The organism is Nonomuraea thailandensis, from assembly GCF_024172165.1.
GTDB lineage: Bacteria > Actinomycetota > Actinomycetes > Streptosporangiales > Streptosporangiaceae > Nonomuraea > Nonomuraea thailandensis.
The window spans coordinates 3,002,183-3,023,736 of the sequence record NZ_JAMZEB010000002.1; the positions used below are offsets into that span (position 1 = coordinate 3,002,183).

Genomic DNA, 21,554 nt, shown 5'->3' on the forward strand with positions numbered 1-21,554 from the left:
GAAAGGGGGTGAGCCGTGTGACCGGAAACCTCCCGAACGCCGGCGACGAGGTCGATGTCGTCGTCAGGTCCGTCAAGCCGTTCGGGCTCCTCGTCGAGTCCGACTCCGGTGTGCAAGGGCTCGTCCGCGGCGGCGGTGCCGTGGCCGGCGCGAACGTACGCGTGCGCGTGATCGAGTTCGACGCGGCCGAGTCGCGCTTCAGCGCGAGACTCGTCGGCTGACAAGGCGGCCCGGCCGGCCGTCGAGCCGGCCGGCCGCTTTTCGCCCGCGCGTGCCCAGGGCCGGCTGATGGCGTGGTGGAGCTCGCTGATGATCAGCGGGAACCAGGAGGCAGATCACGTACTTGTCCGTGGATCTGGCCGGCGATGTTCAGCCCGACCACGAAGTCGAGCAGTCCGAGATTGCCCGCACTCACCTCACCGCCGAGAACCGGAGGATGCGTGAAGTCGTACACCTGCCCCTGCCCCGGAGCCAGCCCCTGCAGCGCGGCCTCCTGCGCGAGGCTCGCCAGCAGGTAACGCTCCTGGCCGTCGGCGGTGTTCAGTTCCGCCTGCACCGCGTCGGCGTCCTGCCACGGCCGGGTGAGGGTGCCCTCCATCGCGTCGAGCCACCAGAAGCCGTCCTCCGCCCGTGCTTACGCGGGTTCTTCCAGCTTGCGGGCGATGCCTTCCAGCACGGACAGGTCCGCGGGCGACAGCCGGTCGATGACGTGGCGGCGGACCGATTCCAGGTGGGCCGGGGCGGCGTCCTCGAGCGTCTCCATGCCGTGCTCCGTGAGGACCAGATAACAGCCCCGGCCGTCGTCGGGGTCAGGCTCGCGCCGTACGAGACCGCGGGTCTCCATGCGGGTGGCGTGCCGCGACAGGCGGCTGCGCGACCAGCCCATCTTGGCGGCCTGCTCGTGCAGCGTGCTGGTGCGGCCCGGGCGCTCGGAGAGGGTGCTGAGCACCTCGTAGTCGGGCTCCGACAGGCCGATCGCGGCCAGGTCGTGCGCGGTGCGCGACTGGATCGCGATCATCATGCGGCGCAGGGCGCGCCAGGCGCGCTCCTCGTCCGCGTCGAGCCAGCGCACCGTCTCTTCCGAGCTTTTCTTTGACATGTAAACAAGTTACCAGCTAGGTTCATTTCCATGTCAACGAAACCTCTGCGGGTCATCGTCCTCATGTGCAGCACTCGTCCCGGCGCCCTCGGCCCGGCGGTCGGCCGGTGGCTGATCGACACCATCGCGCCACGGGCCACGGAGCTGGGCGTGGAGCTTCAGCCGGTGGCCCTCGGCGACCTCGCCCTGCCGTTCCTGGACGAGGAGGAGGAGCCGGCGTCCGGCCTCTACCGCAACGAGCACACCAAGCGGTGGAGCGCGATGGTGGACGAGGCGGACGGCTTCATCGCGGTCACCCCCGAGTACAACTACGGCATGCCGGCGGCCTTCAAGAACGCCCTCGACTACCTGGGCCGGGAATGGGCGTGGAAGCCGATGGGGTTCGTCAGCTACGGCAACACCTCGGCGGGCACCCGGTCGGTCCAGCACGCCAAGCAGGTGGTGACCACGCTGCGGCTGGTGCCGCTGGGCGCCACCGTCGCCCTGCGCATCGCCGACGCGCTCGACGGCGGACGGGTCCGCCCGGACGCCGGCCGCGACCGGGCCGCCGTCGGCGTCCTGGACGAGCTCGCCCGCCTCGCCCACGCCCTGCGCCCGATGCGCGAGCGAACCCGCTCGGATTCCGGGACGGCGCCGGTGCCGGGGGCGTACGTGAGAGCGCTGACGCCGGACGACGCTCCGGAGGTTCTGGTGCTCCAGCGTTGCTGCTGGCTGGAGGAGGCGCTGGCCAACGACACCCTGGCCATCCCCGCCCTGGAGGAGTCGCTGGATCAGGTGCGCGCGTGGCTGGCCACCTGGCAGGCCACGGGCCTGTGGCGGGACGGCCGCCTCCTGGGCATGGTGCGCGCGCGCCGCGTGGACGACGACTGGCACGTGGGCCGCCTCGGCGTCGTCCCCGATCTGCGCGGCCAGGGCGTGGGGCGCTGGCTGCTGCGCGAGGCCGAAGCCGCGGCCGGCGCCTCCTGCCGCCGCATCGTGCTGGCCACCGGCGCCCGGAGCCGGCGCAACCTCGACCTCTACCATGCTCAGGGTTACCGCACGGAGTCCTCCGACGGCGCGACGGCCTTGCTCACCAAGCCCGTCACCGCGGATGGCGTCGTCGGGGAGCCGGTCGGAAGGTGATGACGTCACCGCTGCCTGCGAAGGGCCGGATAAGATCCGGAAGATCGAGCGAGCGGCGTGGCGAGCGCATCCGCGAGACCGTCCCGAGGGGGCATCACATGACGCAGCAGGAGACGATCGCGATCGAGCGCATGGACGGCTCGGCCGCGGCCCGGGCCGAGGCCGAGTTCAGGCTGATCTACGCCGAAGCGTTCGCCGAGCCTCCGTACCACGAGACGGAGGACGACGTCGCCGCCGCCTTCCTGCGGTTCCCCTCCCAGACCCTCAAGCACGCCTTCCGCGCCGCTCTGGCCCGCACCGGGGACGGCGAGCCGGTCGGCATGGCGTACGGCTTCCCCCTCGCCCCCGACACGGTCTGGTGGGACGAGCTGACCGAGCCGGTGCCCGACGACCTGCGCCGGGAGGACGGGCACCGCACCTTCGGGCTGATGGAGCTCGCCGTGCGCGGCCCCTGGCGCGGGCAGGGCATCGCGCGGCGGCTGCACGAGACGCTGCTCGACGGCCTCGGGGCCGAGCGGGTGATGCTGAACGTCCACCCGGGCAGCAAGGCGCCGGCCGCCTACCGGGCCTGGGGGTACCGCAAGATCGGCGAGGCGCGGCCCCTGGGGACGGGCACGGATCTCCGTCACGTGATGCTGCTCGACCTGCGCTGAGCCGACCACGCTCGCCCGCCTCGAAAAGCAGTGGGGCCGAAGGCGCGAAGGCGTTAGGGTGGCGGGTCATGGAGTGCTTCGCCGCCGGGCGTACCCGTGGCTGAGGGCCGGCTCACCGCAGACACGGTTGCCGTGAGCAGGCCGACCGATGCCCCCCGTTTTCCCCGGGTGTCAGCTCTCAGCCTGAAAGGCGCACGTCCATGCATATTCGCTCGTTCGTTCAGCACGACCTCGCCCCGCTCATCGATCTGACCATCGAGACGTTCGGGCCGTTCTACGAGGATCACTTCCGTCCCGCGGTCGGCGACGTCGTCTTCGCCAACCAGCACGGCGCCTGGCGCGACGACTACCGCGAGCAGGTCGCCGGGCTGCACGACCCGGCCGCGCACAGGTACGTCGCGGTCGCGGAGGAGGGCCCCGCCATCGCCGGCTACGTGGCCTGGAGCGCCGACACGGCGCGCAGGAACGGCGCCGTCTCGCACCTCGCCGTCACGGCGGAGTACCGCCGGCACGGCACGGGGGCGGCGTTGTGCGAGCACGCCTTCGCGGCCATGCGGGCCCTGGGCGCCGAAGTGGTCGAGATCGGCACCGGAGGCGATCCCTTCCACGCGCCCGCCAGGGCCCTGTACGAGAAGCTGGGGTGCACGGCGGTGCCCGTCGCCTACTACTACCGGCAGCTCTGACCTCGTCGGGTCAGGCTCAGCCCGGGGTGCAGACCACATGGACCTGCCCCCGGGCACCATCGCCCGCCGCGGCCCGGCCGTGGTCGCGGACGGACCGCGTCAGCGCCTGCGGGGCGCGGCGCGGAGCCCGTACCAGCCGATGACGGCCACGAGCGCTGGACGATGACGGGCGGCCCCGCCTCATCTCTTGATCTCGTAGCGCAGAAGGGCCACACCGTTCCCGAACGAGGTGGCCTCGATCAGCCTCAGGTCCTGCCGATCCTCGAAAACGCGGGTCCCCTTGCCGCGTGACACCGGGCAGACCAGCATCTGGACCACGTCGACGACGCCGGCGCTCATCAGGGAGCGCATGAGCTCCAGGCTTCCCCACAGCCAGATGTCCTTGCCGCTCCGCTCCTTGAGCTCCCGGACGGTGGCGACCGGGTCGCGCGTCACGGTCGCGGCGGGAAAGGCGCCCTAGGGGGCTTCGTCGAGCGTGGAGGAGGCGACGAACTTGGTGAGGTTGTTGAGCTTCTCGCCGTACTCGCCCTGCTCGCCGGCGTACGGCCAGTAGTCCTTGGACTGGGCGTAGGTGTTCGCACCGAGGACCAGCGTGTCGACCGAGTCGATGAGCCCCATCACCCTCGCCACGAACGCCTTGTCGGTGGTCTCGGAGAAGGGCTCGCCGGAGACGAAGCCGAGCCCGCCGTCCTCCTCCGCGGCGATGTTGTCGACGGTGACCCACTGCTGGACGACGAGTTTCCGCATCACTGACCTGTCCTTTCGGGCATCTGCCGGTACGGGGCTGTGACGGCCCCGGCGCCGGAGGAACCGGAGCGGTTCTCCGCTCCCGGGACGGAACCGTGCACCGGTTCTCGACATCTCGTCGCGGTTCCGTCCGTTATGGTTTGGCGTTCTGCCGCCCGGTCAGCGGAGAATGGTCCGAAAAGACCTCACCCCCCACCTCCTGCGACGGGCCGACGATGACGATGGAGCGGGTGCTGCGCTATCCGATCAGCACCGATCTGGGCCGCCTGCGTGACCTGGTCAGCGCCTATGCCGTGGCCGGCGGTCTGCGCGGCGAGCGGTTGATGGATCTGGTGCTCGCGGTCAACGAGGCGGTCACCAACGTGCTCGACCACGGCGGCGCCGCCGGCACGCTCACCGTCCGCACCCGGCCCGGCACCATCACCGTGCACGTCGAGGACGTGGCCGGCCACCTGACCCGCGATCACCTGGACCAAGCCAAGATCGACCCGGCCGCCTCGCACGGGTACGGTCTGTGGATCATCCAGCGTCTGTGCGACCAGGTCCATCTCGACAGGACCGGCCAGGGCTCCCTGCTCACCCTGACCATGCACGTCCCCAGTACGGAGGGCGGACCCGGCGCCACCGGCCGGCCCTAGGAGCCGGGCACCCGAAGAGGGACGCCGAGGGGGCATGGGAAGGATGGTGCATAAGATGCACTAAAGGAGGCATGGTGCCATGAACATCGCACGCGGCACGGCTGACGCGCCTGCCTCGGCTGAAGACAGCGGAGCCGATGCGCTGCCCGGCCTCCTCGACGCGGCCGCGTACGTGGTGGACGACCAAGGGCGCATCACCGGCGTCAACCGCCACGCCACGCTGTTGCTCCACCGCACCGCGGCCGAGCTGATCGGCCGGGACGCCCACGACCTGCTGCACCGCGGAAGAGCGGGCGAGCCGCTGCCGCGCGTCCGCTGCCTGATGAGACAGGCCCTGCTCACCGGCCGCACACTGCACGACGACCAGGCCTGGTTCGAGCGCGGGGACGGCTCGGTGCTCCCCGTCTCCTGGGTCGTCACCCCGTGCCGGACCAGCGAGGGCAGGACCGGAGCGCTGGTGGTGTTCCACCAGGTCGCCACGCCCGGGGAAGCGGAGGAGCCGGCGCCGGCCATCGCGCCGATGTCGGAGCTGGATCGGCTCGCCCTGCTCGCGGAGACCACCACGACGCTCACCTCGAGCCTCAACGCCGAGGAGATCCTGCGCCAACTGGTGCGCCTGGTGGTGCCGCTCCTCGGCGACTGGGCCATCGTGGACCTGCTCACCGACCGCAGGGGCGTCGAGCGGGCCGTGGTGGTGCACCATGAGGACGGCGCCCTGGTGCACCGGGAGGACCTGGAGGGGCCGATGCCCCCGGTGCCCGAGGAATCCTCCATGCCGCTGTCCCGGGCGCTGCGCGGAGTCACCGCCACGCTGGCGAGCCCGGCCACGTACGAAGGACGGCCGGATTCCGGCATCGCGGTCGCGCAGCAGGAGCTCTTCCAGGCGACCGGCATGCACTCGGCGAGCATCGCGCCGATCCGCGGCGTACGGGAGGTGGTCGGAGCGCTGACCCTCGGCCGGGCCGCGCGCTCCGGCGCGTTCACCGCCGCTGACCTGCTGCTGGTCGAGGACATCGCCCGCCGCGCCGGCCTGGCCCTGGACAACGCCCGCCTGTACGAACGCCAGCGCCGCGTCGCCGAGACCATGCAACGCCACCTGCTGCCGCAGATGCCGTCCGTGGCCGGGGTGCAGATGACGGCCTGCTACTGGCCCGCGCCGCACGCGTCTCAGGTCGGCGGCGACTGGTACGACGCCTTCGCCCTGCCCGGCGGCACCACCGCGCTGGTGATCGGCGACGTGGTCGGCCATGACCTGGACGCCGCCGCGGGAATGGCGCAGGTCTGCAACATGCTGCGAGCCTACGCCGGGGCGGAGCGGGAGCCGCCCAGCATGATCGTGAACAGGCTCGACCAGGCGGTGTCCCGCATGGCCCAGGCCGTCATGGCCACCGTCGTCTTCGCCCGGCTGGAGCGCGCGGACGACGGCAGATGGCTCCTGCACTGGACCAACGCCGGTCATCTGCCGCCGCTGCTGGTGGAACGGGACGGACAGGCCCGGTTCCTGGAGGAGGGGCAAGGGCTGCTCCTGGGCACGGGGCTGCGCCCCGACCGTGCCGACGCCGTCACGGAGCTGCCCCCGGGCTCGACCCTGGTGTTCTACACCGACGGACTGGTCGAGTCGCATCGCCACACTCTGGACCATGGCCTCACCCGGTTGCGGCGACACGCCGCCTCACTGGCCCACCGTGGTCTGGACTCCTACTGCGATGTGCTGTTCGAACGCACTCGTCCGGCCGACAACGACGACGACGTCGCCATGCTGGTCCTGCGCGTCCCCGAGTAGTGGCCAGGAGGATGACCCGGCCTGGGAGGGTGCGGATCAGCGGCGAGGCCGCGCGCGGGTCACGCGCGCGGCCTCGCAACGGCGGCTCAGGAGACGGTCAGATAGAACGCGGTCTCGGCCGGCACCCGGGAGCTCGCCCGGCTGTAGACGGTGATCGTGCGGTCGTCCATGTCGTGGTGCAGGTCGTGCCGGACGCACTCGTCCCCGCCGCGCTCCACCGACATCGAGCGCGGGTGGTCGTAGCGGCCGATGGGCGTGACATGGATGGCCACGTCGCCGTGCAGGTCGACGAGGTGGCTCACGATGACGCAGTAGACGCCCCGGGACGGGTGCCAGACGTCGTCCACGTGCTTGCTGTTGGCCACCGACCCGTTGGCCTCGACCATCGCGGAGGCCTGGGCGTAGGGAGTGTCCGCGGACGCGGCCATCGGCGCCAGGAGCGCGGCGGCCGCCACGGCGGTGGCGCCGCCGAGTGCCCCGGTGGCGAATCGCCTGATGGTGTTCATGTCGGTTGCGTGTCCTTTCTGTGGAAGCTACGGGATCAGCAGGTCGAAGCCGCTGTCGGCGAGGCGGCTGGTGTGGGTGCTGTAGACGTTGACGGTGATGGTGTTGTCGAGCCGGCAGGTGGCCGACGGGTGACGGTAGGCGATGTGCGGCAGGCGCAGCGCGTGGCGTGGGGTGAGCTGGACCACCGAGTCGCGGGCGTCGACGTGGTGGCTGAGCTGCACGCAGTACCGGCCGGTGCCCGCCCGCCAGGACTTGACGACGTTCTTGCCCTCGTTGAGCGAACCGTCCGCGTCGATGATCGCGGCGGCCTGCGCGTACGGGGCCTTGAAGTCGGCATGGGCCGCGGGGCCGGCGATGGTGGCCAGACCGGTGGCGGCGAGCGTGAGGCAGCCCGCAAGAGCACGACGAAGCATGAGGAATCCCCCTTTGTTACGGCTGAATGGAAGCCATAACGAAACGTAAGTTCGCGCAGGCGGCCGGGCCGTTCGCCACCCCGGATCGTTCGATCAAGGTTTCTTGCCCCGTCGCACGTGAACCCGTGGCCCTTTCAGTGCGTCCCGCTGACCCGCGCGCGGCGGTGGCCGCCGGACGGGCGCGTCACGACTCGCGTGACCGTCCGGTCTCGTCAGGCGAGTGAACCCTTCACAGCCCCGGAGAACGAAGAAGGTCGATGCAATGAAGATCGCTGTCATCGGTGGGACCGGCCTCATCGGCTCGCGGGTCGTCGAGCTCCTGAACGCGGGCGGGCACGAGGCGGTGCCGCACTCGCCGTCCACGGGCCTTGACCTGCTCAGCGGGGCGGGCCTGCACAAGTCGCTGGCGCCTGCTCAGGTTCGGGCCCGTGCCGTACTCGATCGTACGGGCCACGCAGTTCTTCGAGTACGTCGACGACGTGTTGTCCTGGACCGGCGACGAGCACACGGTCCGCCTGCCACCCGCCCTCGTGCAGCCCATGGCCGCGGCCGACGTCGCGCAGGGCGACCCCCGCACCGTCGTCACCGACAACGACGCCGGCATGTTCGCCGCAGCCTCCGGCTTCGCCCTGGTCGCCAAGGACGGCGCCCGCATCGCCGGCACCACCTACCGGGACTGGCTCGCGCGGAGCCCTCTGAGTAACCCATATTAGCCATATAACGGTTAGTTCTCTGCTCAAGGAGGGCAGAGGAGGTGTGGTCACCGAAACGCTCACGTAGATCGGCGGTGCGGCGATGAACGCACGTGGCAAGCGAACGACGTCCGGCCCCCTGACGGTCAAGGAGCTGTCCAAGAAGACCTGGAGCGACTTCGAGACGGTTCTCGGGGACAACGGAGGCGCCCGTGGGTGCTGGTGCATGCACTGGCGGCTGTCCATCGCGGAATGGATGGAAGGAAAGGGAGAGGGCAACAAGAAGGCCATGAGCCGTCTCGCCCAGCGCGAGCCGGCGCCTGGCGTCATCGTCTACGACGACGACGCGCCGGTGGCATGGTGCTCGCTCGGGCCGCGTTCCTCGTTTCCGAGACTGGAACGCTCGCCGCTCCTGTCGAACATCGACGACGAGCCGGTCTGCGCGCTCGCGTGCGTCCTCGTCCACAAGAAGCACCGGGGCGCCGGGCTGCTGCCGGCCGTGCTGGAAGCGGTCTGTGGCTACGCGGCCTCCGCGGGTTACACGACCGCCGAAGGCTATCCCGTCGAACCCCGCGACGGGAAACGGGCGGGCGCGGACACGGCGATGACCGGGATAGCCAGCGCCTTTCTCAAGGCCGGATTCTCCGAGGTGGCCCGTCCGCGTAAGGACCGGCCCATCATGCGGCGGAAACTCGCCTGACACCGGGAAAGCGCGAGAAGGCACGCTGCCGGTCAGTGCTGGTTCCGGCTCTGACGGTGACGGCGCGCCTTCTCGCGGTTTCCGCAGATGCTCATGCTGCACCAGCGGCGGCGCCCGCCCCGGGAGGAATCCAGGAACAACCAGCCGCATCTTCCGCACGCCCTGATCCGGTCGTGCGGAAGGGTGAACACCGCATGGATCACCAGCAGTGACAGCGTCGCGGGAATCCCTTCCGGCGCCGTCCGCTCCGTGGTGAAACGGCCGGGCCCGGTGCCGGCCGGCTTGACCTGTTCCAACCGCACGCCTGCCCCGGCCCGCTCCAGCAGCGCGCCGAACGCGGCGGCGGGCACCGCCTCGCCGTGCGCGACCGCGCTGAACACGGCCCACGCCTGCTCGCGGACGGCGCGGACCTCCGTCACGAACTCGCTCGCGGAGGCCTCCGGCAAGGACGGCACCGTTTCGGCCAGGCCCGCCGACGCGCACCACGTCAGGACGTCCGAGGGGTCCTTCAGCAGTTCCCCGTTCTCTGCCGGGTGGTTGCGGTCGAAGACGGTATTGGTGAGATCCAGAGCCGGGTGGCCGCCGACGAAGTGGCCGTCCTGCCACGGCGGCCGCATCTTCGTGGCCGAAGTAACCATATTGCCGAAGGTAAGAGGTTTCTCCGGCATTGGCCAGCCTCGACGCACCTCTGGGCCCCCGCTACGGCTCGCTGAGGGCGCTCACCTACCGGTGACCCGGCTCCTTCTTCGCAGGGGTCATCGCTCGCACCCGGCGGCGGGCCCGCCGGCGGGCTTGGCCGGAGACCGGGGAGGAGGCAGAGGACGCGGTGGCACGCTGGGGTCCGGCACACGCAGTGTCGCTGTACGCCACGCGGTCGATCGCGTTGTCACCACGTAGCCCTCGCCGCCGTACAGGGATTCGTAGCGGATCTCGATGTCGAGCCTGTGCTCGACCAGGCGCCCGAACTGCGCATGTGCCTCCCGGTCGAAGTTGTCCATCTCTATGAGGAACGCCTCGTACCCGGATTCGAGCGCCATCCGATCAAGGAGGCCATAGGCGCAGGGATAGGGATCCATGAAATGGCGCACCTTGCGTGCGGTTCCTCTTTCCCAGGGGCCGATGGGTTTGTTGTCCAGCCATACCTGAGAGCCGGTGATGATGGCTGGACCGAGGCCGGTATTGATGAGGAGCAGGCCGGACGGCCCTCCTGGTCATGCCGACCGCAGCAGCTCAGGCGCTACTTCTCGGCTGTGCCGGGTTTCCCGCTGGTGGACTCCTGGTAGATGTCCGCGAAGGTGCGCGAGTCCTTGATCAGGTCGTCGGCGAAGGCGGCGACGTCGTCGCCGATGAGCTCCAGGACCCCCTTGCCGGCCGCAACGCCCTCCTCGAAGAAGTCGAGGATCCCCGAGAGCAGGGACCCGTCGGTCAGCTCGACCGGCCCCACCTTGAAGAAGTACCTCTGCATCTCCTTGTAGACGATCTGATAGTCCGGCGGGAGCGCCTTGACCCGCGCCAGGTGCGCCCGCCACTGCTTCTTGCCCTCGATGATGTCCCGGATGCCCACGTCAGCCTCCCAACCGGCCCAATTTCCTGGCGACATTCCTGTTCAACTGCTCGCGCCAACGGTCGCGAAAGTTGCGAGCCCCTTCTCCGCCGGCCAGCGCCGCGCAGAAGCCCGCGATGTCGTCGCCCAGCACCTCGTGAATACTCTGCCCGTCGGCCGCCGTCTCCTCGAGCAGCCCCAGAGCGCCGTCGAGAATCGGCATCAGGTTCCGGCCCGTGAAATCGCCGTAGAGAGAAAGATGGGCCTTGATCTCCTCCCACGCCGCCCGGTAGTCGGCCGGCAAGGCCGCGGCCCGGGCTTCGAACGCCTTCCATTCCCTGGTGAGATCGTTGCCGGTGATGGTGTCCCAGAAATTCATCGTCCGCCCTCCTTGAGCTTGTCGATCCGTGAGGTGATGTACTTCCATTTCGCCCAGAACGTCGCGAGTTCTTTGCGGCCCGCGTCGTTGAGCGCGTAGAACTTGCGGGGCGGGCCCTGCTCGGACGGTCGTTTCGTCACCTGGACGAGGTTCTTCTTCTCCAGGCGCAGGAGGATGGTGTAGACCGTCCCCTCGACGACGTCGGCGAAGCCGAGTTCGTTCAGCCGGCGTGTGATGGCGTACCCGTAGGTCTCCTCGCTGCCGATGATTTCGAGCACGCAGCCCTCGAGCGTGCCCTTCAGCATCTCCGTCAGGTCCTCCACCAGGGTCCTCTTCTGTTCCCGGTACCTTGTGCTACCAAGTAGCACTATACAGTACCACCGAGTAGTGGCAAAACCGGCCGGCAGGCGGCGAGCACGGACCGCCGGGCCAGGGGCAGCCCGGCCCGGACCGATGGTCGGTCCGGGCCGGGGAACGGGGCAACCCGCCTCACGGGCCGCCCGTGACCGTCATGCGGTGACGTCGGCGACCTCGCGCCGCGTGCTCCGCAGGCGCCGGACCGCCTCGGCGAGCGCGGCTGTGACCAGGGCTGCCGCCACCAGCGCGGCGCTGACCCACAACGGCGCGCGGTAGCCGGACCCGGCGGCCATGGCGAGGCCGCCGAGAGCCGGGCCGGCCGCCGCGCCCACGTTGAGCGCCACGGTCGCGAAGGAGCCGCCGAGCGAGGGCGCCTCCACCGCCGCGTACAGCACCTGGGCGATCAGCGTCGAGCCGACGGCGAAGGACAGCGTCCCCTGGACGAGGGCGAGCACCAGCGCGGCCACCGGGTTGTGGGCCGTCACCGCGAAGAGCGCCCACCCGGCCAGCAGGGCGATCCCGCCCGGGATCAGCACCCACATCGGCCTGGTGTCGGACAGCCGGCCGCTGATGGTCACCCCGGCGAACGATCCAGCGCCGAACAGCGCCAGCAGCGCCGGCACCCAGCCTTCGGAGAAGCCGCTGACGCCGACGACGAGCGGAGCCAGGTAGGTGAAGGTGCAGAACGTGGCGCCGTTCACCAGCGCGCCCAGCAGCAGCACGACCAGCAGCCGGGGGCGGCGCAGCGCCCGCAGCTCGCGCCCGGCACTGGGCCGGGCGGCGTGGGGGACGTCCGCGTCAGCCCGCACGGCGCCGGGGACCAGGCGCAGGACGGCGAAGACGGCCGGCAGCGAGATCAGGGCCACGGCCCAGAACGCCGCCCGCCAGCCGAGCGCCTGCCCGAGCACGGCGCCGGCGGGCACCCCGGCGACGCACGCGAGCGTGACGCCTCCCAGCAGGACGGAGGTCGCCCGCCCCTTGGCGTCCGGCGCGACCATGCCGGTCGCCGTGGCGATCCCCACGGCCAGGAACCCCGCGGTGGCCAGCGCCCCGAGCACCCGGGTCACCAGGAGCACGGAGAAGCTGGGAGTGATCGCGCCGACGACGTGCACCAGCATGAACGCGACCAGGAAGACGAGCAGCGCCAGCCGGCGTGGCCAGCGCATGCTGAGCACCGCCATCAGCGGCGCTCCGACGATCATTCCCGCGGCGAAGGCCGACGTCAGCGCGCCGGCGGCCGAGACGGACACGCCGAGGTCCGCGGCGATGCCCGGGAGCAGCCCGGACAACATGAACTCGGACGTTCCCTGGGCGAATACGGCCAGGCCGAGAATGTAAATGGCAAAGGGCATGAGCAGTCGACTCCGTAAATGAGCTCACGAAGAAACGCGGGCACGCCGTTCACGAAGGCCGCACGAAACGTCCGCACGAAACGTCCGCACGGCGGAATGCACGGAGAGCTCACCGCGTGAGGGAAACCGGCTCGACGCCGTGACGAAACGGCGGAATTACCGGGAGAAGAGTCCGTGTCTCGGTGAACCGGCGGCGGAGGCGACGAAAAAGGCGCGGAATCAGCGAGAACGCTGCCGCGTGACACCCCGGGAAGCCACCGGGCGACCGGTGGCTAGCGTCTTGACGCCTCAGGACTGGACATGGCTCCACACTGTAGCGGCGCTTCCGGAGACCGTCCAATGGCATATGCGGACGTTATTCCCGTCTACCACGTCGGCCGGCGGTGCCCCCGGACGCGGCTTCCACGTCCGGGGTGCGGAGTCAGCGGGTCGCCGCCTCGTCCTCGCGGGAATCCACGCTCACAGCGGCCTGCTCGTGCCCCGCGCGAGGCCCGGCCTCCGGCGGGATCTTCTCCTCGCCACACGTGCGGCTCATCCGGGCGCGAAGGCGGCCGAACGGTCCGCGCTGCCCGGGAGGCGGCACCGCGCCGGCCCCGGCGATCACGGGGGATCGCCGCCTTCCCCCTGCTGTGCGCCTCGCGGTCCTCGTCCAACCGCACGTGCGCCTCGACGAACTCGCCGTGCGGCAGCCGCTTGATCACGCCCGACTCGACGCCGTGGGAGACGAGCGCGGCGTCGTCGCGCTGCAGGGCCGGGCACGGACGGTAGGTGACGATGTACGCGAGGAACGGCAGGACGAAGACCCCGATCCGCCCGATCCAGGTCATCGCGAAGAGCGAGCTGTGGAAGCTGGCCGAGATCTCGTCGTTGGCTCCCGTCGGCCACAGCACGCCGTAGTACGTGGAGGTACGTCCCGGCCAGCGGCAGCGAGATCGCCTTGACGTGCCCCATGCTCGGCTTGCAAAGGAACGTCAGGAAGGCGCCGGTGAGCAGCAGGACGAAGCTGTAGAGAGCGATCTCGCCCGGCAGGAACGACCAGTGATCAGGGAAGACCTTGCGCAGGTCGCGTCCGGCGAAGCTCGCCGCGCCCAGGTTCGAACGTGACCTCGCCGGCCTGGCAGGCGCGGCGAGCATCGCCAGCTCGACAGCTCTGTCCGCGGGGTTGTCCCCGCTCACCTCGGCAAGGGCGATGATCTCCGCGACCTCGAGCTCGAGGATGCGACCGAGAGTCGCCTGGAGCAGCGCCTGCCGAGCCCGGAAGGAGCAGGAACCCTCCGGCAGCCCGGCGGCCGGTCGACGGCCCGGTGGGTGAGCCCGCGCATGCCGTCCGCGGCCAGTGTCTCGATCGCCGCGTCCGCGCTCTCCTGCCGTCGCGTCGGAGCCTCCGTCATCATCCCCTTCTTCCCCGGTCAGCGCTCTACAGCCGCAGGATGCCAGGCCGCCGTCACCCGGGCACGGCGCGCGCCGCGCGGGCGGGCAGGGGTGCCTGGCATCGAGGTCAGCTCTCGGTCCCCGGATGCACATCCGGTTCCTCACCGATCAGGAGACAAGTGCTCATGACGTCCACTCACGCGACTCCACATGAGTAGGGTCGCCTTAGGAACACTGATCCTTTGGAGGTAATCGCGTGGTGTCGCACAGGGATCTGCCCGCCGGCTTGGTGAACCAGCTCTTCCAGAACACCGGAAACTCGTCGTTCACGGAGTTCGTCGGCTCGTACGCGCCTGAGCTGCTGCCGCGGCGGGACGAGGTGCTGGCCACGCCGATCGGCGACCAGGTTCCGCACGCGACCACGATCGTGGCCGCCACGTTCGCCGGCGGCGTGGTCATGGCGGGTGACAGGCGGGCCACGTCGGGCAACATCATCTCGCAGCGCGACATGCAGAAGGTGTTCCGCGCCGACGACTACTCCTGCATGGGCATCGCGGGCACGGCCAGCACGGGCATCGAGATGGCGCGGCTGTACCGGGTGGAGCTGGAGCACTACGAGAAGGTCGAGGGCCGGTCGATGTCGGTGGCCGGCAAGGCCAACCGGCTGGCCAACATGATCCGCGGCAACCTCGCGATGGCGATGCAGGGGCTGGTGCTGGTGCCGCTGTTCGCCGCCTACGACCCCGGCAAGGACGAGGGGCGCATCTTCAGCTACGACGTGGCGGGCGGCCCGTACGAGCGGGAGAGGTACGACGCGATCGGGTCCGGCTCGATCTTCGCGCGCGGGTCGCTGAAGAAGCTGTACCGCGACGGCGCGTCGGCCGACGACATGGTGATGACGCTGATCCAGGCGCTGTACGACGCCGCCGACGACGACTCGGCGACCGGCGGGCCCGACGTGACGAGGAAGATCTGGCCCATCGTGTCCGTGATCGACGCCGACGGGTTCCGCAGGCTGACCGATCAGCAGGTGGCCGGTCACGTGGAGCAACTGCTCGAAGCCCGCCTGATCTCGCCCGACGGCCCCATCGCCCCGCTGCGATAGCACCTGGCCGCGCGCCCAAGGGCGTCTCGAGGACGAAGACGACCTTGGGCGCGGCGCATTGCACTAATCTGAGCTGTTCTGAACGTCGTCTGCGGGGAGCGCGTCTAGATGAACTGGCTCTACCTTGCGGGGATCATCGTCTTCCTTCTCGGGCTGATGTTCTCCATCGCGCTGCACGAGCTGGGCCATCTCCTGCCGGCCAAGCTCTTCGGCGTCAAGGTGACCCAGTACATGGTCGGCTTCGGCCCGACCGCCTGGTCACGGCGCAAGGGCGAGACCGAGTACGGCGTCAAGTGGATCCCGCTCGGCGGCTACATCCGCATGATCGGCATGCTGCCGCCGCGTCCCGGCGACGAGCCGGGCACGCTCAGGAGCACGGCGACCGGCCCGTGGCAGGGCCTGATCGAGTCGGCCCGCGACGCCGCGCAGGAAGAGGTGCGGCCGGGCGACGAGGGCCGCGTCTTCTACCGCAAGAAGTGGTGGCAGAAGGTCATCATCATGTCCGGCGGCCCGGCGATGAACTTCGTGCTCGCGTTCGTCTTCTTCACCATCCTGCTGGTCGGCATCGGCCTGCCCGCCGAGGCGCCGATCGTCTCGCCCAGCACCGAGACGTGCGTGATCCCCAGCTCCGAGCAGCGCACCGCCTGCAGGCCCGGCGACCGGCCCACCCCCGCCGCGCAGGCGGGCCTCAGGCCGGGCGACCACCTGGTCTCCTTCGACGGCGCCACGATCGGCTCCTGGGACGAGGCCGTCCGCCGGGTCCGCTCCCACGGCCCCGGCCCTGCCGAGCTCGGCATCGTGCGCGACGGCCGGCCGATGACGCTCGCCGTCACGCTCGTCGGCCAGGACCGGCCCAGCCTCGACGACCCCGGGAAGATCGACAGGAACGTCGGCTTCCTCGGCATGCGGCCCACCACGGTGATGCAGCAGCAGAGCGTCGGCCAGGTCATCGGCTACATGGGCGAGCTGACGGGCCGGGTGGCGAGCTCGCTGCTCAACCTGCCGGAGAAGATGGCCGGCGTCTGGCACGCCGCCTTCTCGGGCGAGGAGCGCGACCCCGAGGGCCCGGTGGGCGTGGTCGGCGCGGGCCGCATGGGCGGCGAGATCCTGGCCTCCGACCTGTCGGACCGGGAGAAGATGGCCACCTTCGTCAGCCTGCTGGGCGGCTTCAACCTGGCGATCGGCCTGTTCAACCTCATCCCGCTGCTGCCTCTCGACGGCGGGCACGTCGCCGGCGGGCTCTGGGAGGGGCTCAAGCGGGCCTACGCCAGGGTCATGCGGCGGCCGAAGCCCAAGTACGTCGACATCGCCAAGGTGCTGCCGCTGACGTACGCGATGGCGATCGTGATGATGATCATGGCGGGCCTGCTGATCTACGCCGACCTGGTCAACCCGCTCACGCTCACCCGCTGAAGCCCGCCGTCCGCGGCCCGCCGTCCGCGGCCCGCCGTCCGCGGCACGACGCCTGCGACACTACGTCCGCGGCACTACGCCCGCATCGCCACGGCCGAGGAACTCGGCGAGGCGGGCGGTGGAGTCGCCTCCGTGGCCGGCCGACACCGCGGCGTCCACGGCGTCCTTGGCGGCCCGGGCGACGGCCGGTGAGACTCCCGCCTCCTCCAAGGTGTGAACGATGTGGTCCAGGCTCGCGGCGACCGAGGTCAGCGAGGCCGACTCCGCCCCGGAGAAGCGCCCGGCGTCGATCTCGGCCGCGAGCCCGGGCAGCAGGTCGGCGACCAGTCCCGCCATCTGCTGGGCGTGCGGCGCCAGAGCGGAGGCCGGCACGTCCTGCCGCGCCGCGAGCGCGAAGGAGTGCATCAGACCGGCGATCGACGTCCAGAACAGGTTCAGCAGCGCGACGTCGAAGCTCGCCGCGCGCCCGGGGTCGTCACCGAGATGGACCGCCGCGCCGCCCAGCGCCGACAGCGTGTGACGGTGGCGGTCGAAGAGGGCGGCGGGCCCGCTGTAGAGAACGCGGGTCGCCTGCGTGCCGATGGCCGCCGCCGGAGTCATGATCGAGCCGTCCAGGTAGAGCAGGCCCAGTTCGTCCGCTCTCGCTGCCAGCTCGCGCGTGCGCCCAGGCCCTTCAGAGGTGAGATTCACCAGCGTGGTGGCGGGCAGCCGTGACCGGCCGGACTCCGCCAGCGCCCGGTCGAGGATGGTGTGCACCGCGTCCGCGTCGATGACGCAGGCGATGACCAGCTCGCCGGCGCCGAGCGCGGCCAGCGGGCTGCCAGCCTGCACCGCGCCGCGGGCGAGCAGCTCGCCGGCCTTGCCGGCGGTACGGTTCCACACCGTCGTCGGGTGACCGGCGGCGAGGAACGCCGCGGCGATGGCCCGCCCCATGGGCCCCATGCCCAGCACGGTCACCGGCGCGGGCGAGAGCTGCTGCGTCACTGTCGTGTTCTCCCGTCGTTCGAGGACGCCAGGGGGTTCCCGGCGCGTCTCCGTTACGCTAAAGGTTCACGTTGACGTGAAGGTCAAGTCGGAGAGGCGGCGACGGGTGCGGATCAGCGCTCTGGCACGGCGCACGGGGGTGAGCCCCCGGGCGTTGCGCTATTACGAGGAGAAGGGCCTGCTGATTCCCGGGCGGACGGCCGGCGGATACCGCGACTACACCGACGAGCACGTCGAAACGGTGCGCCGCATCCGGATCCTGCTCTCGGCGGGCCTCAACAGCGACATGGTCAGAGAGATCCTGCCCTGCATGGTCGACGACGGAGAGTTCCTCGCGCCCGGCTGCGAGGACCTGATCGCCGCGTTCGAGCGGGAGCAACGGCGCATCGACACCCAGATCGCCGAACTGCACGACGTACGGTCGGCGCTGACGGGGATCATCAGCGCCGGCAGGGCCTTCGCGGGCAGGTAGCGGGGGACGACGGCGGCGTCGAAGACCTCGGGGTCGATCAGCGCGTCAGTCGGCGGCCGTGACGACCGTCCCCGCGGTCTCGGGCTGTCCGGCCAGTCTCAGCATCACCTGTGCGGCGTCGGCCCGGCCGATGCGGAAGGCCGCCCGCAGCGGCCGGCCGTACGCGGTCCGGACACGTCCGGTGGCAGGTGCGTCGACCACGCGCGGCACCCGCAGGACTGTCCAGTCCAGATCGCTGCCGCGCAGGAACTCCTCCATCAGCGCGACGTCGGCGAAATGCTTGCCGAGCACGTGCCTGAGCAGGGGAACGCTGAGATGCCGCATGACGAACCCGGTGCCGGCCTCGCGCCTGGGCGGCCGGGGGCGGCCCGGGGTGGCGACGGTGGAGACGCCGACCCGCCCCTGACGGCCGGCTCGAGGACCGCCGGGTCGGGAGCGCTCAGGTCGCTGGTGATGGCACGTACGCCGGGGCTGAGCTTCGCCGGATCGCGCGCCACCGCCGTGACGTCGTGACCGGCGGCGATGGCTTGGGCCAGGACGTGCTGCCCGATGCGGTCGGCCGGGCCGAAGACAGTGAGCTTCATGGAGGTTCCTTGTGGTGAGCTGGAGGCAGTGGCGCGTCCGGCTCAGACGCGGCTGAGCAGGGTCCGGACGGTCATAGGTTCGAGCGTGCCGCCATGGTGTGACATTCGCCCCTCGTCGCGTCTCGCCGCCCGCAAGCCGATCACGACCCTTGCGCGGCCGGCATACCCCCGACATACCGCGCGCCTCTACCTTGGCGTGCATGTCTGCCTCGTGGCGGCGGTTCGCCGCCCTGATGCTGGTCGCCGCGTTCCTGGGCGTGCCGGGCCCTCCGGCCGTCGCGGCCGCGCTGTCCGACGCGGGTTTCTTCGGAAGGTGGAGCGGCAGCGCCTGGACGGTGGGGCCGCGGCTGAACTACGCGCACGCGGGCCTGAAGCCCGTCGAGAGCGCGGTGAAGGCGGGCGACTACGCGCTGGCCAAGCGGCGGCTGCTGGACCACTACCGCTCGCGTCCGGCCATCGAGGCCGGCGGCTTCTCGCACACGGCCTGGCCGGGCGCGATCGAGCTGACCCCCAGCCACATCTGGACGCTGGGATCGGGCGAGGTCCACGTGCGGACGCTCACCTTCGGCCCGGGGGAGAAGACCGTCACGGCCGACGTCACCAGCAGCATCAACAGCGGCAGGACCGGATTCTTCCTGATGAGCCGGTACAAGGACGCGGTCATCGCCCTCATCAACAGCAGGAGCAAGGGCTCGGGCAAACCCACCCTCCGCCTGACCCTGGCCGACGGCTCGGTGCGGACCCTCGTCCCCGCGCACGACACCTACATCTGGGCGGCCAAGCCGGGCAACGTGTACGGCGCCAAGTACTACATGCAGGTCAGCGACCAGGGCGCGGGCCCGTTCACCGATGAGACCCGCAAGGCGTACCTGCGCTTCGACCTCGGCAGCGTCACGAACGTGAAGAAGGCGGAGCTCACGCTGACCGGCACGGCCGACACCGCCAAGGACATCATGCTGTACGGCAACGCCGAGACCTTCGACGAGGCCACCCGCACCTGGTCCAACACCGTGCAGAACACGTTCTCCTGGGAGGGCGACCCCGGCGGCTTCGACTGGAAGCTGCCCGGCGGCGCCGACGCGGAGTACCTCTACCAGCTGCCCCGCTTCTACTTCGCCGGCCCGCTGGCCCTGGAGTACCAGAGGACCGGCGACGAGCAGCACGCCCGCACGCTCATCGGCCTGATGACCGACTTCATCAAGGACGCCGACGCCTACGACGCCGACCAGGGCGCCGGTTCCTACCCGGGCAACCTGCACGCCGCGCGTCGCCTGCAGAACTGGATCGCGGCCTACGAGATCCTGCGCAAGAGCCCGTCGCTGACCCCCGAGGCCAACGTCGCGATCCTCAAGACGATGAACCGGGCCGGCCTCTACCTGGAGGTGAACGTCAACGGCACGCCGAACAAGATGCAGTCACAGAAGATCACGCTGCTGCACGCCGCGGTCTACTTCCCCGAGTTCCGCGCCGCGCCCGCGTGGCGGGCCGACGCCGCCGGCTTCCTCTCGGCCCAGCTCGACGACTCGACCTACGCCGACGGCGGCTACAAGGAGTCCACGGACGCCTACCTGCGGGGCTACCTCAGACAGTACGTGGACGTCGTCGCCTTCATGCGGCGCCACGGCATCACCTTCACCGCGACCGCCAAGCTGCGGCAACTGGGCCGCTTCCTCATGGACCAGAGCTACCCCAGCGGGTACGGCCCGGCCTACGGCGACAGCGACTCCCTCGACCTGCGCAGCACCCTCAGGAGCCTGGGCGAGCTGCTCGACGACCCCGAACTGCTCCACGCCGGCACCTCCGGCACGTCGGGCAGGAAGCCGGCGCACACCTCCGCGCTCTACCCGGACACCCGGGTCGCGATCTCCCGCTCCGGCTGGACCACCGGCGACTCCCACCTGCGGATCAACGCCGACCGCGGCAACCACGGCCATCCGGACGAGCTGGCGATCACCGCGTACGCGTACGGCCGGCCCCTCCTGCCCGACATGGGCACCTTCACCTACAGCACGGACGCCCGCGCCAAGTGGCTGCGGCTCACCACGGAGGCGCACAGCACGATCGAGATCGACGAGCAGCCGCAGACCTCGACCGCGGCCGGCGGGATCTCGCATCTGATCAGCAACCCCGCCTTCGACCTGATCGGCGCGAACACCGAGAGCTCCGCCGGCGTCCGCCACGAGCGGTCCGTCCTGTCGCTGCACTCGGGCCTGTGGCTGGTCTCCGACCGGCTCAAGCCGGCCGACTCCGCCAAGGAGCACCGCTACGAGCAGAACTGGCATCTCGCCGCGGACGCGAACCCCTCGATCCGCTCCGGGACGGAGGCCACGACCACCGCGTTCGCGACGGGCGCGAACCTCACGATCGTCCCCGCCGACCCCGGCGAGGTCGCCTCCACCCTGCGCGACGGCTACTACGCGCCGCGGTTCTACTCGGTGGAGGACGCCAAGTACGCCTCCTACGTCAAGACGGGCGCCGGCCGGACGACGTTCGACACGCTCCTGCTGCCGTCCAAGGGCGCGGCCGACACCTCGGCGACGGTGGACCGGCTCCCCGTGAGCGGCGCTCGGACGCACGAGGCCACGGCCCTGAGCCTGAACGGCGGCGCGGGGGTCTACTACAAGTCCTGGACCACGAAGGCGCCGCGCGCGTTCGGGGCCTACACCTTCGACGGCAAGCTGCTCTACGCCGACGCCGGGTCGATCGTGATGGTGGACGGCTCGTCGATCGAACGTGCCGGCACGACCCTGGTCAAGGCCCCGGCGGCGGTCAAGGACCTGGCCGTGACCTTCGACGGGGACGGCACCGTACGCATCGACGGCAGCGGGCTGAGCGCGAGCACCGACCCGGCCACGTCCATCGCGATCACGGCGCCGAAGGCCGCCAAGGTGATCCTCAACGGCGCCGTCGTGCCCTTCGAACGCGCGGGCGCGCTCATCTACGCGGCCGCCTGACCC

Annotated in this window: 29 protein-coding genes and 1 pseudogene; 13 read left to right on the forward strand and 17 right to left on the reverse strand. The window is 70.6% G+C overall.

Annotated elements, in window-relative coordinates:
* Positions 1-17: 17 nt before the first annotated feature.
* The gene (locus tag HD597_RS17365; RefSeq protein WP_253743409.1) at positions 18-221 is read left to right on the forward strand and encodes a S1 domain-containing protein; all 204 of its coding nucleotides are present in this window, start codon (positions 18-20) and stop codon (positions 219-221) included.
* Positions 222-313: 92 nt separating this feature from the next.
* Here the strand turns inward: HD597_RS17365 and HD597_RS17370 are convergent, their stop codons facing one another.
* Both HD597_RS17370 and HD597_RS17375 read right to left on the reverse strand, forming a co-directional pair.
* On the reverse strand, positions 314-598 hold the full coding sequence (locus tag HD597_RS17370) for a T6SS immunity protein Tdi1 domain-containing protein (RefSeq protein ID WP_253743411.1): 285 nt from the start codon (positions 596-598) through the stop codon (positions 314-316).
* Positions 599-634: 36 nt separating this feature from the next.
* Positions 635-1,099 carry a MarR family winged helix-turn-helix transcriptional regulator gene (locus HD597_RS17375; RefSeq protein ID WP_253743413.1) on the reverse strand — a complete coding sequence of 155 codons (465 nt, stop codon included), beginning with the start codon at positions 1,097-1,099 and terminating at the stop codon, positions 635-637.
* Positions 1,100-1,129: 30 nt separating this feature from the next.
* On the opposite strand from HD597_RS17375, the gene HD597_RS17380 reads away from it, so the two are divergent.
* The 3 genes from HD597_RS17380 (at position 1,130) to HD597_RS17390 (ending at position 3,557) form a co-directional block, all read left to right on the forward strand.
* Positions 1,130-2,221, forward strand: coding sequence for a bifunctional NAD(P)H-dependent oxidoreductase/GNAT family N-acetyltransferase (locus HD597_RS17380; RefSeq protein WP_253743415.1), 1,092 nt, complete (start codon positions 1,130-1,132; stop codon positions 2,219-2,221).
* Between the two features lie 98 nt (positions 2,222-2,319).
* Positions 2,320-2,874 carry a GNAT family N-acetyltransferase gene (locus HD597_RS17385; RefSeq protein WP_253743417.1) on the forward strand — a complete coding sequence of 185 codons (555 nt, stop codon included), beginning with the start codon at positions 2,320-2,322 and terminating at the stop codon, positions 2,872-2,874.
* Between the two features lie 200 nt (positions 2,875-3,074).
* Complete coding sequence (locus HD597_RS17390; RefSeq protein ID WP_253743419.1) at positions 3,075-3,557, forward strand: GNAT family N-acetyltransferase; 483 nt, start codon at positions 3,075-3,077, stop codon at positions 3,555-3,557.
* Positions 3,558-3,737: 180 nt separating this feature from the next.
* Here the strand turns inward: HD597_RS17390 and HD597_RS17395 are convergent, their stop codons facing one another.
* Together HD597_RS17395 and HD597_RS17400 are read right to left on the reverse strand one after the other, a co-directional pair.
* Positions 3,738-3,992 carry a dihydrofolate reductase family protein gene (locus tag HD597_RS17395; protein WP_253743421.1) on the reverse strand — a complete coding sequence of 85 codons (255 nt, stop codon included), beginning with the start codon at positions 3,990-3,992 and terminating at the stop codon, positions 3,738-3,740.
* A gap of 21 nt (positions 3,993-4,013) precedes the next feature.
* The gene (locus tag HD597_RS17400) at positions 4,014-4,304 is read right to left on the reverse strand and encodes a dihydrofolate reductase family protein (RefSeq protein ID WP_253743423.1); all 291 of its coding nucleotides are present in this window, start codon (positions 4,302-4,304) and stop codon (positions 4,014-4,016) included.
* A 215-nt stretch (positions 4,305-4,519) separates the two neighbouring features.
* On the opposite strand from HD597_RS17400, the gene HD597_RS17405 reads away from it, so the two are divergent.
* Positions 4,520-4,942: an ATP-binding protein gene (locus tag HD597_RS17405; RefSeq protein ID WP_253743425.1), complete on the forward strand. Its 423-nt coding sequence runs from the start codon at positions 4,520-4,522 to the stop codon at positions 4,940-4,942.
* Positions 4,943-5,021: 79 nt separating this feature from the next.
* Complete coding sequence (locus HD597_RS17410; protein ID WP_253743427.1) at positions 5,022-6,725, forward strand: SpoIIE family protein phosphatase; 1,704 nt, start codon at positions 5,022-5,024, stop codon at positions 6,723-6,725.
* 86 nt (positions 6,726-6,811) lie between these two features.
* Here the strand turns inward: HD597_RS17410 and HD597_RS17415 are convergent, their stop codons facing one another.
* Together HD597_RS17415 and HD597_RS17420 are read right to left on the reverse strand one after the other, a co-directional pair.
* A complete protein-coding gene (locus HD597_RS17415; RefSeq protein WP_253743429.1) occupies positions 6,812-7,231 on the reverse strand; it encodes a hypothetical protein in 420 nt (139 codons plus the stop codon).
* 27 nt (positions 7,232-7,258) lie between these two features.
* The gene (locus HD597_RS17420) at positions 7,259-7,645 is read right to left on the reverse strand and encodes a hypothetical protein (protein WP_253743431.1); all 387 of its coding nucleotides are present in this window, start codon (positions 7,643-7,645) and stop codon (positions 7,259-7,261) included.
* Between the two features lie 428 nt (positions 7,646-8,073).
* Here HD597_RS17420 and HD597_RS17425 point away from each other — a divergent pair, with 428 nt between their 5' ends.
* Positions 8,074-8,358 (forward strand): SDR family oxidoreductase, encoded by a 285-nt coding sequence (locus HD597_RS17425; RefSeq protein WP_253743433.1) that lies wholly within the window; start codon positions 8,074-8,076, stop codon positions 8,356-8,358.
* A 205-nt stretch (positions 8,359-8,563) separates the two neighbouring features.
* Positions 8,564-9,037 (forward strand): GNAT family N-acetyltransferase, encoded by a 474-nt coding sequence (locus HD597_RS17430; protein ID WP_253743435.1) that lies wholly within the window; start codon positions 8,564-8,566, stop codon positions 9,035-9,037.
* Positions 9,038-9,069: 32 nt separating this feature from the next.
* On the opposite strand, the gene HD597_RS17435 is transcribed toward HD597_RS17430, so the two are convergent.
* From HD597_RS17435 to HD597_RS17465, 7 genes are all read right to left on the reverse strand, one after another.
* Complete coding sequence (locus HD597_RS17435) at positions 9,070-9,675, reverse strand: CGNR zinc finger domain-containing protein (protein WP_253743436.1); 606 nt, start codon at positions 9,673-9,675, stop codon at positions 9,070-9,072.
* A gap of 117 nt (positions 9,676-9,792) precedes the next feature.
* Entirely contained in the window at positions 9,793-10,113 is a 321-nt protein-coding gene (locus HD597_RS17440; RefSeq protein WP_253743438.1) for a hypothetical protein, read from the reverse strand.
* A gap of 161 nt (positions 10,114-10,274) precedes the next feature.
* A complete protein-coding gene (locus HD597_RS17445; protein WP_253743440.1) occupies positions 10,275-10,601 on the reverse strand; it encodes a DUF1048 domain-containing protein in 327 nt (108 codons plus the stop codon).
* 1 nt (position 10,602) lies between these two features.
* Positions 10,603-10,959, reverse strand: a complete 357-nt coding sequence (locus HD597_RS17450; protein ID WP_253743442.1) for a DUF1048 domain-containing protein — start codon at positions 10,957-10,959, stop codon at positions 10,603-10,605.
* Positions 10,956-11,282 (reverse strand): PadR family transcriptional regulator, encoded by a 327-nt coding sequence (locus tag HD597_RS17455; RefSeq protein WP_253743444.1) that lies wholly within the window; start codon positions 11,280-11,282, stop codon positions 10,956-10,958. The genes HD597_RS17450 and HD597_RS17455 overlap by 4 nt, the downstream gene beginning before the upstream one ends.
* Positions 11,283-11,468: 186 nt before the next feature.
* Entirely contained in the window at positions 11,469-12,668 is a 1,200-nt protein-coding gene (locus HD597_RS17460) for a Cmx/CmrA family chloramphenicol efflux MFS transporter (protein ID WP_253743446.1), read from the reverse strand.
* A 421-nt stretch (positions 12,669-13,089) separates the two neighbouring features.
* Positions 13,090-13,272 carry a hypothetical protein gene (locus HD597_RS17465; RefSeq protein WP_253743448.1) on the reverse strand — a complete coding sequence of 61 codons (183 nt, stop codon included), beginning with the start codon at positions 13,270-13,272 and terminating at the stop codon, positions 13,090-13,092.
* Positions 13,273-13,436: 164 nt separating this feature from the next.
* On the opposite strand from HD597_RS17465, the gene HD597_RS64520 reads away from it, so the two are divergent.
* Positions 13,437-13,565 carry a hypothetical protein gene (locus HD597_RS64520; protein ID WP_276082945.1) on the forward strand — a complete coding sequence of 43 codons (129 nt, stop codon included), beginning with the start codon at positions 13,437-13,439 and terminating at the stop codon, positions 13,563-13,565.
* Between the two features lie 45 nt (positions 13,566-13,610).
* On the opposite strand, the pseudogene HD597_RS66730 reads toward HD597_RS64520, so the two are convergent.
* A pseudogene (locus tag HD597_RS66730) lies at positions 13,611-13,802 on the reverse strand (hypothetical protein); the annotation flags it as partial.
* A gap of 493 nt (positions 13,803-14,295) precedes the next feature.
* Here HD597_RS66730 and prcB point away from each other — a divergent pair.
* Entirely contained in the window at positions 14,296-15,144 is an 849-nt protein-coding gene (prcB, locus tag HD597_RS17470) for a proteasome subunit beta (protein ID WP_253743450.1), read from the forward strand.
* 108 nt (positions 15,145-15,252) lie between these two features.
* Positions 15,253-16,557, forward strand: a complete 1,305-nt coding sequence (locus tag HD597_RS17475; protein WP_253743452.1) for a M50 family metallopeptidase — start codon at positions 15,253-15,255, stop codon at positions 16,555-16,557.
* A 60-nt stretch (positions 16,558-16,617) separates the two neighbouring features.
* On the opposite strand, the gene HD597_RS17480 is transcribed toward HD597_RS17475, so the two are convergent.
* Positions 16,618-17,541 carry an NAD(P)-dependent oxidoreductase gene (locus tag HD597_RS17480; protein WP_253743454.1) on the reverse strand — a complete coding sequence of 308 codons (924 nt, stop codon included), beginning with the start codon at positions 17,539-17,541 and terminating at the stop codon, positions 16,618-16,620.
* 76 nt (positions 17,542-17,617) lie between these two features.
* Between HD597_RS17480 and HD597_RS17485 the strand changes: the two genes are divergently transcribed.
* Complete coding sequence (locus HD597_RS17485; RefSeq protein WP_253743456.1) at positions 17,618-18,013, forward strand: MerR family transcriptional regulator; 396 nt, start codon at positions 17,618-17,620, stop codon at positions 18,011-18,013.
* Between the two features lie 45 nt (positions 18,014-18,058).
* Here the strand turns inward: HD597_RS17485 and HD597_RS17490 are convergent, their stop codons facing one another.
* The gene (locus HD597_RS17490) at positions 18,059-18,337 is read right to left on the reverse strand and encodes an NAD(P)H-binding protein (protein ID WP_253743458.1); all 279 of its coding nucleotides are present in this window, start codon (positions 18,335-18,337) and stop codon (positions 18,059-18,061) included.
* Entirely contained in the window at positions 18,271-18,597 is a 327-nt protein-coding gene (locus HD597_RS66735; protein ID WP_372513372.1) for an NAD(P)H-binding protein, read from the reverse strand. Before HD597_RS66735 ends, HD597_RS17490 begins: the two co-directional genes overlap by 67 nt.
* Positions 18,598-18,797: 200 nt before the next feature.
* Between HD597_RS66735 and HD597_RS17495 the strand changes: the two genes are divergently transcribed.
* Entirely contained in the window at positions 18,798-21,551 is a 2,754-nt protein-coding gene (locus tag HD597_RS17495) for a heparinase II/III family protein (protein ID WP_253743459.1), read from the forward strand.
* Positions 21,552-21,554: the final 3 nt, after the last annotated feature.